Source organism: Achromobacter sp. ACM05 (genome assembly GCF_019218915.1).
Lineage (GTDB): Bacteria > Pseudomonadota > Gammaproteobacteria > Burkholderiales > Burkholderiaceae_B > Achromobacter > Achromobacter animicus.
Genome location: NZ_JAHUWQ010000001.1, coordinates 1289368 through 1302611, shown reverse-complemented (window position 1 = coordinate 1302611; position 13244 = coordinate 1289368). Strand labels below are relative to the sequence as shown.

The 13244-nt window shown below is 64.3% G+C and carries 11 protein-coding genes; 5 read left to right on the top strand and 6 right to left on the bottom strand.

Translation table 11 applies throughout. The features are described 5' to 3' along the window. Positions 1 to 113: 113 nt before the first annotated feature. The 6 genes from KW836_RS06015 to KW836_RS05990 all read right to left on the bottom strand — a co-directional run bounded on the left by KW836_RS06015 (position 114) and on the right by KW836_RS05990 (position 6737). On the bottom strand, positions 114 to 995 hold the full coding sequence (locus KW836_RS06015; RefSeq protein ID WP_218342692.1) for a LysR family transcriptional regulator: 882 nt from the start codon (positions 993 to 995) through the stop codon (positions 114 to 116). 19 nt (positions 996 to 1014) lie between these two features. Then, positions 1015 to 2331, bottom strand: coding sequence for a type II toxin-antitoxin system HipA family toxin (locus KW836_RS06010; RefSeq protein ID WP_255595135.1), 1317 nt, complete (start codon positions 2329 to 2331; stop codon positions 1015 to 1017). Positions 2332 to 2372: 41 nt separating this feature from the next. Beyond that, on the bottom strand, positions 2373 to 2633 hold the full coding sequence (locus KW836_RS06005; RefSeq protein WP_175139537.1) for a helix-turn-helix transcriptional regulator: 261 nt from the start codon (positions 2631 to 2633) through the stop codon (positions 2373 to 2375). A gap of 237 nt (positions 2634 to 2870) precedes the next feature. Then, the gene (gene ilvD / locus KW836_RS06000) at positions 2871 to 4739 is read right to left on the bottom strand and encodes a dihydroxy-acid dehydratase (protein ID WP_218342690.1); all 1869 of its coding nucleotides are present in this window, start codon (positions 4737 to 4739) and stop codon (positions 2871 to 2873) included. Positions 4740 to 4878: 139 nt separating this feature from the next. Beyond that, positions 4879 to 5691: a helix-turn-helix domain-containing protein gene (locus KW836_RS05995; RefSeq protein WP_218342689.1), complete on the bottom strand. Its 813-nt coding sequence runs from the start codon at positions 5689 to 5691 to the stop codon at positions 4879 to 4881. 146 nt (positions 5692 to 5837) lie between these two features. Beyond that, complete coding sequence (locus KW836_RS05990) at positions 5838 to 6737, bottom strand: LysR family transcriptional regulator (protein ID WP_218342688.1); 900 nt, start codon at positions 6735 to 6737, stop codon at positions 5838 to 5840. A gap of 186 nt (positions 6738 to 6923) precedes the next feature. Here KW836_RS05990 and KW836_RS05985 point away from each other — a divergent pair, with 186 nt between their 5' ends. The 5 genes from KW836_RS05985 to KW836_RS05965 all read left to right on the top strand — a co-directional run bounded on the left by KW836_RS05985 (position 6924) and on the right by KW836_RS05965 (position 13224). Further along, positions 6924 to 7469, top strand: a complete 546-nt coding sequence (locus tag KW836_RS05985) for a GNAT family N-acetyltransferase (RefSeq protein ID WP_218342687.1) — start codon at positions 6924 to 6926, stop codon at positions 7467 to 7469. Next, positions 7466 to 8704, top strand: a complete 1239-nt coding sequence (locus KW836_RS05980) for an MFS transporter (RefSeq protein WP_218342686.1) — start codon at positions 7466 to 7468, stop codon at positions 8702 to 8704. Before KW836_RS05985 ends, KW836_RS05980 begins: the two co-directional genes overlap by 4 nt. 136 nt (positions 8705 to 8840) lie before the next feature. After that, positions 8841 to 9011: a hypothetical protein gene (locus KW836_RS05975; protein ID WP_218342685.1), complete on the top strand. Its 171-nt coding sequence runs from the start codon at positions 8841 to 8843 to the stop codon at positions 9009 to 9011. 233 nt (positions 9012 to 9244) lie between these two features. Further along, a complete protein-coding gene (locus KW836_RS05970; protein ID WP_218342684.1) occupies positions 9245 to 9955 on the top strand; it encodes a hypothetical protein in 711 nt (236 codons plus the stop codon). After that, positions 9952 to 13224 (top strand): T6SS effector BTH_I2691 family protein, encoded by a 3273-nt coding sequence (locus KW836_RS05965; RefSeq protein ID WP_218342683.1) that lies wholly within the window; start codon positions 9952 to 9954, stop codon positions 13222 to 13224. Before KW836_RS05970 ends, KW836_RS05965 begins: the two co-directional genes overlap by 4 nt. Positions 13225 to 13244: the final 20 nt, after the last annotated feature.

Genomic DNA, 13244 nt, shown 5'->3' with positions numbered 1-13244 from the left:
GACACCTTTGCGGCATCGGTTCAGCCTGACGCGAATCGTCCCGGGTGTCTGACACTGGCGCACTACGCGATTTGGCTCTTAAACACCCCCACATTACGCCGCCACGCAACGCCTCAAATCCTGCCCGCGTAAAAATCCAGGAAACACGCAATACGCCGCGACAGCTGCGTGTTGCGGTGATACACCGCGTGCATCGGCTGCAGGTGATCGGTGTATTCGCTTTCCAGCACCTTCACCAGGCGCCCGGCCGCGATGTCCTCGCGCACGACGAAGTCCGACAGGCAGGCAATGCCGACGCCGCGCAGCGCCAGCTGCCGCTGCGTCTCGCCGCTGGACGTCGCAAGCGTCGGCGTTGCCTGAAAACTTGAACCGCCGGCATGGCGCAGCGGCCAGAGGTTCAGGCTCTCCGGCTGCGTGAAGCCCAACACTTCATGGCCCGCCAGATCCTCCACCGTGCGCGGCGCGCCACGCCGCGCGATGTAATCGGGACTGGCCATCATCCAGCGCGGCGACGGCCGCAGCGCGCGAGCATGCAGCGTGGAATCGGTCAGCGGGCCCATACGCAGCGCAACATCGGTGCGATGCTCCATCAAATCCACGATGCGATCGTTGCTGGTCAGTTCCAGCGAAATCTCCGGATACGCGCGCCGGAACTCAGCCACGTGCGGCACCACACAGTGCAGCATCACCGGCACCGACGCGTCCACGCGCAGACGGCCCGCGGGCCGCTGGTGGACCATGCGCATGCACTCTTCGGCCTCTTCCAGCGCCGCCACGATCTGCCGCGCCTTCGGCAGAAAATGCCGGCCCTCTTCGGTCAGCTCCATACGGCGCGTGGTGCGGTTCAGCAGCGTGACGCCCAGGTCTTCTTCAAGTCGATGCAGGCCACGGCTGACCCCCGATGCGGTCTGGCCAAGCATTTCGGCTGCGGCGCTGAGGGAGCCGGCGTCGACCACGCCAAGGAACAGGCGCAAGGCATCGGAATTCAGGGACATTGGTTCGGACTCCTTCTGGCTAATCTGCCAGTCTGTCTGCCGCGGCTTGCAGCCCCTGGAGGATGGTATCGGCCACGTGCCCGGGAAACGCGGGCGGCAAAATGTCTCGCACCGCGCGCACCACGTGCGGCGTACGCGAAACCAGATCGTCGACCACCGTCTCCACGCCCCGGCCGTCCGGCGCCACGACCCCATGTTCCGCACCGACGACAAGCCAATGCCGCCGCAGAATATCGCGCATGAGCCAGTGGGTGTTCTTGGTGCGCACAGCCATGGCCATGCGTGCCTTGAACGGCGACAGCTGGTTGGCGCCGGTACCGATGACGGGATAGGCAGACAGTACGTCATACAACGGCGTGAGCTCGTACGCGCCGCCGGGTCGCAGAAAAATGCTGAAGTTCTTCGCGTGGCCATCCGTGGCGCGCAGCATCCAGAACAGGACCTGCGACTGGAAAAACGCCCGCCGGTCGCGATCGGGGTCGCGCGAGGTGGCCAGCAGCTTCATGATGCTGCGCATGCCGGGGCCGCCGTCCGATTCGTACTTCAGATGCGGCGGCGTGCCCGTCGCCTGGCACATGTCTTCCTGCGGCAGGCGGATCAGCCAGCGCTTGCCATCATCGTTGCGCCACCACAGGCGGTCGAACCGCTCGACCGCCAGCACCTTCATGTCTTCGAACATCAACGGCTGGGTGCGCGCCACCGGCAGCCCGTACGCATGGAGAATCTCGGAACACAGCCACTCGTTCTCCACCGAATGACTCATGTCGAACTTCAAGTTGCCGACGAGGCCGAGCGGCATTTTGAAGATATGCGTGGTCGGCGTGGCGCCGTGAGGCCTGCACCAACTCCCATCGAGCCACAGCATGGCCGTCTTTTCCTGGGCCCCGGCGATCGAGATGCGGAACCCGTCATCGGCGTCCGCATTGCGCCCGCCCAAAGGTCCGGGCGTGAGGGTGCTGCGCAGCGCCTGGGCCACTTGCGCATCGCTGAGGGGAATGGCGTCGACCTGCGTCACGGGGTCAGGCGCCACGCCGCGGGGCATGACCTGAACAGCGCCCACACAATCCCGACCAACTTCGGCCAACAACGAGAACGCATCAGTGGAACCCGCCTGGAACCGCCGCGCGACGCGTTCGCGAATGTTCTGGCTGTCGGGCAGCAGATTCTCGAAATAGCTGCGCACGATCTGTCCGCGATGCGGCGGGTTGCCCGGCGTGAAGGGGAGCGAAAGCGACAGTGGCCGCCCCCGGCCCGAGGCAGTCCATGCCTCGTCGTACTGGAGCGTCTCGCCGATCTGGGGCTGGACGCTCCAGACGCCCACGAAGTCCCCGTTCATCCAGAGATCCAGAGCGCGGTGGTGTGATCGTCGGCCCATGGCTACCAATCCGGTGTGGCCGATGTTTTGGACGCGGAGGATTTTTCCCGTTGCCGCAGCACGACTTCCACGCCCAGGATGCCGAGGATCTCCAGCAACCTGTCAGCGCCAAGCTTGCCGGCGTTGCGCTCAAACGCCGAAAGCGTTTGCTGCGTGACGCCAAGACGCAGGGCAGCCTCAGCCTGGGTCATGCCCGCCTGTTTGCGGAAGGCCCGGAGCAAGGCGGGAAGCTGGTCCGCCGTGCGGACGGTGAAATCGGACATGCCAGCCCTTGAAGGTGAGGTTTACAGATTCTAGGTTGTAAAACTGCGATACGCAACGTAGGCTGTATTTTCCAAATACAATTTATAAGCTGTATTTGGACAATACAACGTGCAAGCTGTAATTGATCCTCGCCCTCCCGATGCGGGCCATAGCAAGATGCGCATCGAATATCGTCAGCTAAAAAAAAAACGGCGCACCAAGTGCGCCGCCTTTCACAACAACTCGCCATCAACCGATCAGCGCTTGCCCTTGAGCTTGAGCTGCGACAGATCGCGCACCGCGCCGCGGTCGGCCGACGTGGCCAGCGCCGCATATGCCTGCAGCGCCTGTGACACCACGCGTTCGCGGCCCACCGGCTCCCAGCCGTCGGCGCGCGCGTCCATGGCGGCGCGGCGGCGGGCCAGTTCCTCGTCGGAAACGGCCAGGTGAATCTTGCGGTTGGGGATGTCGATCTCGATCGTGTCGCCTTCTTCGACCAGACCGATCGTGCCGCCTTCCGCCGCTTCCGGCGAGGCATGGCCGATCACCAGGCCCGACGAGCCGCCCGAGAAGCGGCCGTCGGTGAAGAGCGCGCAGGTCTTGCCCAGGCCCTTGGACTTCAGGTAGGACGTGGGATACAGCATTTCCTGCATGCCGGGGCCGCCCTTGGGGCCTTCGTAGCGGATCACCACCACGTCGCCCGCCACGACCTTGTCGCCCAGGATGCCTTCGACGGCGTCGTCCTGGCTTTCGAAGACGCGCGCGCGGCCCGTGAAGACCCACTGCGATTCGTCCACGCCGGCCGTCTTGACGATGCAACCCTTTTCAGCGAGGTTGCCGTACAGCACGGCGAGGCCGCCGTCCTTGGAATAGGCGCTTTCCTTGCTGCGGATGCAGCCCGTCTTGCGGTCGGTGTCCAGCGTCAGGAACGTGGCGTCCTGGCTGAACGCGACCGTGGTCGGGATGCCGCCGGGGGCTGCACGGTAGAACTTCTTGGCTTCTTCGCCCGCGTCGCCGGCCACGTCCCATTTCTGGATGGCGTTGCTCAGCGTGCCGCTGTGCACGTTGCCGCAGGACAGATCCAGCAGGTCGGCGCGCGCCAGTTCACCCAGGATGCCCAGGATGCCGCCAGCGCGGTGCACGTCTTCGATGTGGTACTTGTCGGTGGCGGGCGCTGCCTTGCACAGGCACGGCACCTTGCGCGAGATGCGGTCGATGTCGGCCATGGTGAAGTCCACGCCGGCTTCCTGTGCCGCGGCCAGCAAGTGCAGCACGGTGTTGGTCGACCCGCCCATCGCCACATCCAGCGCCATCGCGTTCTGGAACGCGCTCTTGGTGGCGATGCTGCGCGGCAGGACCGATTCGTCTTCTTCGACGTAGTAGCGGCGGCACAGGTCCACGACCAGGCGGCCAGCCTGTTCAAACAGGCCCTTGCGCCAGGCGTGCGTGGCGACGATGGTGCCGTTGCCGGGCAACGCCAGACCGATGGCTTCGGTCAGGCAGTTCATCGAATTGGCCGTGAACATGCCGGAACAGGAGCCGCACGTGGGGCAGGCGCTGCGTTCGACTTCGGCCACTTCAGCGTCCGACACGTTGGGGTCGGCGGCCTTGATCATGGCGTCGACGAGGTCGATCTTGGCGATGACCTTGCCGTCGGTCGGCGACTTGACCTTACCCGCTTCCATCGGACCGCCCGACACGAACACGACCGGGATGTTCAGGCGCATGGCGGCCATCAGCATCCCCGGGGTGATCTTGTCGCAGTTCGAGATGCAGACCATGGCGTCGGCGCAGTGCGCGTTGACCATGTATTCCACCGAGTCCGCGATCAGTTCGCGCGACGGCAGCGAATACAGCATGCCGCCGTGACCCATGGCGATGCCGTCGTCCACGGCGATGGTGTTGAATTCCTTGGCGACGCCGCCGGCGGCTTCGATTTCCTTGGCCACCAGCGCGCCCAGGTCGCGCAGATGCACGTGGCCCGGAACGAACTGCGTGAACGAGTTCACCACGGCGATGATCGGCTTGCCGAAGTCGCCATCCTTCATGCCGGTTGCGCGCCACAAGGCGCGGGCGCCGGCCATGTTGCGGCCGTGGGTCGAAGTGCGGGAGCGGTAGTGCGGCATGATCTGTCTCAGGCTGTAGCTGTTAGCGTGGGCGGCAAAACGCTAAATAATACGCTGCTTCCGCGCCCGGCCGCCCGTGCGCGCCCTGGAAACGGACGCGCGGCGGTCGGCCGGCCACCAGCCGGCCCGCCGGCGGCCATCAGGCGGACGCCACGCCGCGCGCCGCGAAAGCGCTGGGCGACTCCCCCAGCGCCTTGCGGAACATCGCTGCGAATGCGCTGGGGCTTTCGTACCCCAGGTCCAGCGCCACATCCAGCACCCGATCACCCCGCGCCAACCGCTCCATCGCCGCCAAAAGCCTTGCCTGCTGGCGCCAGCGGCCGAATGTCATGCCGGTATGACGCACGAAGAGCCGGTGCACCGTCTTGGGATCCACGCCCAATTCCCGCGCCCAGTCCGCTGCCCCGTCCTGCCGTTCCGGATGGCGCACGATGGCGCGGCAGATGCGCGCCAGCCGGGGTTCCGACGGCTGCGGCAGATGCAGCGGCAGCACGGGTTCCTGGCGCAACTCATCCAGCAGCAGCATCATCAGCCGCCCGTCCCGCGTGTCCGGCTCCCAATCCAGCGGCACCTCGGCGGCGGCCGCCATCAATTCGCGCAGCAGCGGCGACACGGACAGCACACAGCACTGCGCCGGCAGGTGTGCCGCCGCCCCCGGCTCGACGAAAACGGTGCGCATGCGCGGTTCGCCGCTCATGCGGATGCCGTGCGACACCCACGCCGGCACCCACACGCCGCGCGTCGGCGGCACGACCCAGATGCCCGCGTCCGTATCCACCACCATCACGCCCGACATCGCGTACACGAGCTGGCCGCGCCGATGACGGTGTCGCTTGACCCGGTGACCGTCGGGATAGTCGATGGCCAGCCCCGCCAGCGGACGGCGCGAGGATTCGTAGGGATAGAGATCGGGTTCGGCGATGGGTCGGGTCGGATGGCTCGTACGGGCCATCCGGGTCTTATGCAGCGTAGGGGCTGCAGCGACCGAAGGAGTCGTAGTGGTCGTAGGAGTCGTACGCGTCGTTCGGGCCGTAGAAACGGTAGAAGCCGTAGCGATCGAAGGCGCCATACGAGTCGAGCCGGACCTGCGTGAAGCCGTCATGACGCCCGCCCCCCCAACGCCAGCAGCGCGTCCTGCAAATGCCGCAGCCCGCGGCTGAGCGGCTTGTCGCGCCGCAGGACGATCGCCAGATCGCGCGACAGCCTTGGCGTGAGCGAACGCACTTCAAGCGCGTCACGCCGTCCGGCGCCCGATACCGCCAGCCGGGGCAACACCGCGCAGCCCAGCCCCGCCCCCACGATCTCCTTCATCGCCTCCGTGCTGCCCAGCTCCATGATCGGCTTGGCCGCCACGCCCGCCGCCTCGAACCAGTCATCCACCAGCCGCCGCGTGCGCGCGCCCGGCTCGAACAGCACCAGCGGCAGCCGCGCCAGCGACTGCGGCGTCACGACCTCCGGGATGGCGGCCGGATCGCGCGAAGGAAAGATCGCCACGAACTCGTCCTCCATCACCGGCGTCGCCTGGAACATGCGGCCCGGCGCCGGCAGCGTGATCAGCACGATATCCAACGTATTGGCCTCCAGCCCGCGCAGCATGTCCGCCGTATTGCCCGTGCTGGCCACGATGTCCAGCGCCGGAAACCGCTGACGCAGATCCGCCAGCACCGGCGGCAGCAGATAGGTGCACGCCGTCGCGCCCGTGCCAAGCCGGATCCGCCCCGACACCTGCGACGCATGCGACGCCATCGCCTGCTCGGCCTGCGCGATCGCGCCGTCGATCACGCGGATATGGGCCAGCAATTCCCGCCCCGCCGCCGTCGGCCCCGCGCGGCGTCCCACGCGCTCCACCAACTTCAGCGCGAATCGCCGCTCCAGTTGACGGATCTGCAGACTGACGGCGGGCTGCGTCACACCCCCACGTTCGGCGGCGGCGGAAAAACTGCCCAGTTCGATGACCTGCGCAAACGTGCGCAGGTGGTCCAGATTCAAGCCGCGCATGATCTCACCAAAGTTTTGCTTATGAAAATCATAATAGACCAAAGCTTTATTAATGCATTCGCTTGGCCCACACTGGCGTTTTCGATCGGCCCTGCGTACTCCCACCCTCGGACACCTCCCAACTCATGTGTCCGTTGGTGCGGCGCCTTGCACACCCGATTGCCTACTAAATCTCCGGCCATTTCCATGTCGCCCCATTCGCCCACCGTCCTCATCCGCGACAGCGCGGAAGCCGATCTGCCCGCCATCAAGACCATTTACGCGCATCACGTGCAGCACGGCACCGCGTCCTTTGAACTCGAGCCGCCCTCCATCGCCGAAATGCGCCAGCGCCGCGCCGGCGTCCTCGAAAAGGAAATGCCTTACCTCGTGGCCGAGATCAACGGCGAGGTCGTCGGCTACGCCTACGTCACCCCCTACCGCCCGCGCCCCGCCTACCGGCACACCGTCGAAGACTCTGTCTACGTCAAGGCCGGCCGCGCCGGCCTCGGCATCGGCGGCAAGCTGCTCGCCGCCCTGGTCGAGCGCTGCACCGCCGCCGGCTGGCGGCAGATGCTTGCCGTCGTCGGAGACAGCCGCAACGCCGCTTCGCTTGCCCTGCACGCCAGCCAGGGCTTTCACCCCGTCGGCACCCTGCGGTCCGTGGGCCACAAGCACGGCGAATGGCGCGACACCGTCCTCATGCAGCGCAGCCTCGGCGACGGCGACTCCACGCCCCCGCAACGCCCATGATCCGTGCCCGCGCCGTCATCTGTCTGGGCCTGACCCAGCTCATCGGCTGGGGCGTCACCTTCTACCTCATCGGCGCGCTCGGCCCGACCATGACCGCCGACCTCGGCTGGAGCACCGCCACCGTCTACGGCGGCTTCTCCGCTGCCATCGTCGTCATGGCCCTCGTCTCCCCCGCCGCTGGCGCCGCGGTAGACCGTTGGGGCGGCCACCTCGTCATGCCCGCAGGCGCCGCGCTATCCGCACTCGGCTGCGCCCTGCTCGCCATCACGCACTCGCACGCGCTCTACTTCGCCGCCTGGGCCGCGCTCGGCGTCGGCATGCGCCTGTGCCTCTACGACGCCGCCTTTGCCGCGCTGGCCCGCGCCGCCGGCCCCGCCGCGCGCCAGCCCATGTCCCAGATCACCCTCTTCGGCGGACTGGCATCCACCGTCATGTGGCCCGTCGGCCACTTCCTGGCCGAATGGCTTGGCTGGCGCGGCGCCGCTTGGTGCTACGCCGCCCTCGCCCTCGCCACCATCCCCCTCTACCTGGCCCTGCCCCGCCGCCGCTACACCGCGTCAACCGCCGACCCCGGCAGGGCCGCCACCGGCCTCACCCGCACCGCCGCCGAACGCCGCCTGGCCGGCACCCTCTACGCCGTCATGGCGATGCTGACCAACTTCCTGGCAGCCGGCAACGCCGCGCACCTTTTCTCGCTGCTGACCGGCCTGGGCCTGGCCACCGCCGCCGCGGTCACCGTCGCATCGCTCTGGGGCATCGGCCAATTCGCTGCTCGTTTAGGCGACGTCCTCGTCGGCGCCCGCCTTCATCCGCTGACGCTCAACCTGGCAGTGGCCCTGGCCCTCCCGCTGTGCTTCCTGCTCGCCCTCGTCCCCGGCGGCAATCTCTACGCCACCGCCGCCTACACGCTGCTCTACGGCGCGTGCAACGGCCTCATGACCATCACCCGCGGCACGCTGCCGCTGGCGCTTTTTGACTTCCGCAGCTACGGCGCATTGGTTGGCGCGTTGTTGATTCCCAGTTTTTTGCTGACGGCTGCGGCGCCGGTTGCGTATGCGTTCGTTATCGAGTGGCAGGGCGCGAAAGCAGCAATGATCGTGTCCGCCGCGCTGGCAGCGATCATCGCTGCGGCGGCGGTGATGTTGAGATGGAAGTTCATCGGCCGGGTGAAGGAAGCTGCGGTGACAGCGGCCATCACACCCAATGTTGCGCCGGTGGCGCGGGATGGTGTTTAGCAGTGGTGTCTCAGTCAATTTGGTTCATTAATAAGACTCCTCTGATTTACACGCAGTATTGGCAGCTTCTAAAAGCGGTAGTGCCATCTAGCACCAAGGACGACCCGTGCGGTCCGTCGCTACCCGGAAGCTCGCCATGCCAACTCAAACCGATCTGCACTCCGCTAGCGCCCTCGGCGAAGCGCCCTTTCAGTTCGTCAAATTCACGCTGCCTGGATGCCTGTCCGAGACGATCCCGCTTGGAGTGGAGCTGGCCAAGGCCGAGCCAGCCGTTCACTTCGGCAGAGCGATGGAGCGCGCCAGGTGATGCGGAGCGCCGTACAGGAATTTGCCCGTAACGAACGCGCATCCAACGACCATCTTTACCTTTTGCTGGACCCGCTGTCGCCGTGTCCGCCAACAGATCCTCTAAGTATTCAATCGTTGACCCAAGCGTTGGGCGCACAGGCGATCACGCCCGTAATGCGGCCGGACCTCGCCCATACGCCAGACGCGTGTCCCGCGCTCGTACAGTTGGCGGCACCTGGCGACACAGCGAACATGTCGCTGCTCGCATCCGCTGAACGTCATGCAATTGACGACGCAAGTTATAGGAAGCGCTATGTCTGCGGATGGCTGACCAGTGATCGGCCCATCAATACCGTTGCCGATCACTTAGCTGCGCGCTGCCTGGATGTCATCAAGCCTGTAGCTGGCAAACGGATGACACCCTGGTTCGAGCCATTGCGACTCGAACTGCTCGCGGCATTGATGGAACGTGCCTTTCCTGCACTGCTATGGCCGGTAAAGCGTTGGCTATGCCCGACCAGTTGGGGTACCTACACCTTGCTTCGCGGTGCCTCAACCGAACCTGGCATGGATGCACCCGAGCTAGCTCGACGGGCTCAACAACTAGCACCGCTCGTTGGCGACTTCCTGGATGTGTGGCGCCTGGCGTTAACGCTTCCGATGACGTATGCCCCCATGCGCTGGCGTGGCGCCACGATTCTGCCGCCGCAAGCCGCCGTGCATGCATTCCGGATGATCCGCGACGCCCATCACCTTGGACTGCGCCTGAGCGCAGACATCTTCGACCTGTGCACACATCGCGTATTCATTCATCCCGGCCTGCCACTGAATCCAATAGTTCAAGCCGATATCGCGGCCGCAGCCGCAGGCCGGTCCACGTTGCAAGCGCGTTTTGAAACCTACGACGACGATGCGTGGAAGCGCATCGTTGCATCGTTATCTCCAGCGGCGAACTATTCATGAGCACCAGCAAGACTCTGACTCAGGCGCGCCGTCAGGCGGCGCCCAATCCCCCCGGAAATTGCAGCGCCTGTGAACGCTCGGGCATACCGATCCTCCCGCTTCGGCTTGCAGTCATGCCTCTTACCGACGGGCTCAAACATCATGGCGAACTGCACCACAGGTCAATCCAGACTGCGTTGCGCATCCTGCGGCAGGGTTATGTCTATGTTCTGCTGGACCGAGAAATCTGGCATGCCTATCAGGTCACCCCGGAGGGCTACCTGCGCCAGTTCAATCCATTCTCCATGCCGCGAGCGAAGCCGGAGCCGCTAGCCACCTTATGCGTGGAGGCGGGACACGATCTGCGCGCGGCATTCATCAATATCGACACCGCAACGCATAAGCAAGCCTGGATCGCGTTTTCCCAGGATCCTTGGCCGAAGGCGACGCTCGATGCTTATCGCACCGGCAAACACGCTGATGGAAAGGCACTGCCGGCTGATTATCATGAGCGGTTCAGGGTGGTCAATCTCTTGACGCTCAAGCTAGATCCGACTGGTGGCAACCAGGCGCTTGCCCTCGAGCACGGTGATGACCTCCACCAGCATGTCGCCGAGTATGCGATCGGCACCCGCGATTTCGGTAGCGTTCATGATTGGCACCCCCGTCATGCGCGCTTGGAAGCCATGCAGGCGCAACTGCGCATGCTCGAGAAGCAGCATGGGCTTCCAAAGGGAGTAGCCGGCCTCATCCTGCCCGACCCGGTTGGCATGGCGGCAGAACTCAACAGCCTGCGGCTCTCCGTCAACACGATGCGTCAGCGTTGGCGTGAAGAGCCTACAAGGCGGTATGCCTACCTCACCTCTCAGTGCCTGCTCGGCATCAAGGCTTACATCGCCCAGCAGGTCGAGGCTGCACACCCGCCCCCGCCGCCAGCCAGCGATTACTGGACCTCCAGCGAATCCGGCGTCCCGCCCGTATTCCATGACCCCGCGCAGCAACATGCAGGCATGGTCGATCGCAAGACCAAGCGTCGCATGGCCCGGCTGGAAGAGCGTTACTGGGAAACCGGCCCAGCGGGACGGAAAACCTTTCAGGATGCGTACGACAAGGAAGACGAGAATTTTCAGAAGCAGATCGACGAATATGCGTCCGACTGGGCCGACCTGGTGACGGGCGCTAACTGGCGCCGGATCATGGCCCTGGACTATGCGGACTCCGATTCTCGTTCGCAGCAATGCCGCCTGAACACCGCCGCGGCTTGTCTCGCGGGCGGCATTACGGATGCCCCGCCCCAGCAAACCAAAGCGGCGGACGAGAGAGAAGCTGGCGAGAAGCCCACTCCAGAAGTGTTGGGTCCCAGCAGTCAGGCTTGGCAAGACCTTCTGTCCGACGGTGGTAGCCCGGCCTATACCGCACTCAACGGGCAACACAGCGACTTGCAGCAAGCCTTCGAACCGCAGTTCACGGACGCAATGCCCTCCGAGGCAGGCAAAAAGTACTTTGACGCGATAAAAATGGTCGCCACCAGCAAGGAGGGTGGCGATTGGCGCAGCGCGCTTGTTGTTGAAGCCGCAGACCAGCTGTTGGCGGCCATCCACGATGCGAGCAACCGCCTCGAAAACACCCTGAGCATCGGCGCCAAGGCGGCGTTGGACAACCTCCAGTCCGGCGCCGCCTGGCTGTACGGTAAAGCCAAGTTCACCCAGATCACCATCCAGCTCACGGTGGGGGAGTGCTTCGAACTGCTGTCGAGCGAGATCCGCGAGCATGCCAACTCGGCCCAGAAGGCAACTGGCAAGCGCGCACGCGCCATGCTGCTGGGTAGTTTGATCACCATCCCCAATGCCAATGTCCGCAATGTGCTCATCAACGTCACGCTATGGGCGCATGGGGCTGCCGAAGAGGTCAGGCAACGCATCCTGGATTTCAGCCAAGAAGCCAAGGAGGGTGCGCAGGACATCAAGCAGGCGGCCGGCGCACTTGGACAGGATATCAAGCGGGAAGCCCAACATGCCTTACGTCAAGTTAATGCCGGCCTGAAAAATCTGGAACCCGCAGCGGCCGCGGTGCTAAATGGAATGCAGGTTGGCGCAGCGGGAGCTCGACGTGTCGCCGGCAGCACCTTTGCGAGCTTAAAGGGCCTGGCCGTCGGTAGCGTGGACGGCGGCTTATCTTTTATCGGGCTGTACTTTCTACGGGACAGTTTGAAAAGCGCGATTGCCGACCTGGATGCGAAGGTGGGAGCGCAGCATCCGGAGGCCGTCGCAGCGTTTTACAGCGTTTCGCTCGGATTCCTAGGAGCGAGTGTTGAGGCGGCGGGCTTGGCGATCAAGATACCGGCGGACGCTGCCAAGGATTTCGTGCTGCGTTGGGGCGCGGAGAAAACTCCTGTGCTCACTCGCGTCGTGGGGCTGGGTTCGAAAATGGTTATGGTTGGTGGAGCGATTTCGGCTTTGGCTGGGATTGCGGATGCCGGCGCCAGTTTTCGTGCCGCCGGACGCGTGTCAAAAGCTGGTGATGCATTCGTCGCAAAAGCCTACATTTTCTCAGGTCTTCTGTCGATTTTCGGGGCAGGCCTGACTGTGTGGGGCGTCGCCGGATCTCTCGCACTGTTCGGAGCGTTGGGTGCGGGTATAGCAGTCGGACTTGTTGCTTTCGCAATACTGAAAGTAGCGAAAAGCCTCGAATCCGACGCGTTAGAAAAGTGGGCTCGGCATTGCTATTTCGGCCGAACTGATCGCGAAAATCGCTGGCAATCTCCGGAAGACATGGAAGTCGCCATCGCCGCACTTAATGCCGCGGTGCTCGGCATGGACGTCGACCTTCGCTTCTCAAATGGAGACCGAGCGATATCGGAAGATGAGCTCTACAGCGAAGACATCGAAGTGCTCAAGAACCGCGGCGCATTTAAGAAAACACAGGCGCTTGTGTACAGCGCAACCTTACCCGGCTTCGATGCCGAACGATCGCGCTACCGCTTCGCCCTCACCATCGAGCGTTTTGACCTCGCACGAGACGGCAAACGTAGCCCTATTCTGTCTTCCCACGTCATGGCATCTGGGCAAGTCAACGATACTGCCCGTGCCATCCAAACTTCGACCTTAGACGATTCGGATTACACGTTGGTCGGTGAGACGAAGCCGACATCGGAACGGCCAATCCTCAGCGGCCAGTATTGGTTGGATCCCATCAACAAAATTAAAACGGCCACATTTTTTGTGGCGTTCTGGCCCGATAAGGACGACAGTACCGGCTTCGCTGCCATCGAGATCACGGAGGAACTCTGATGGCGAGACCACAGCTAAAT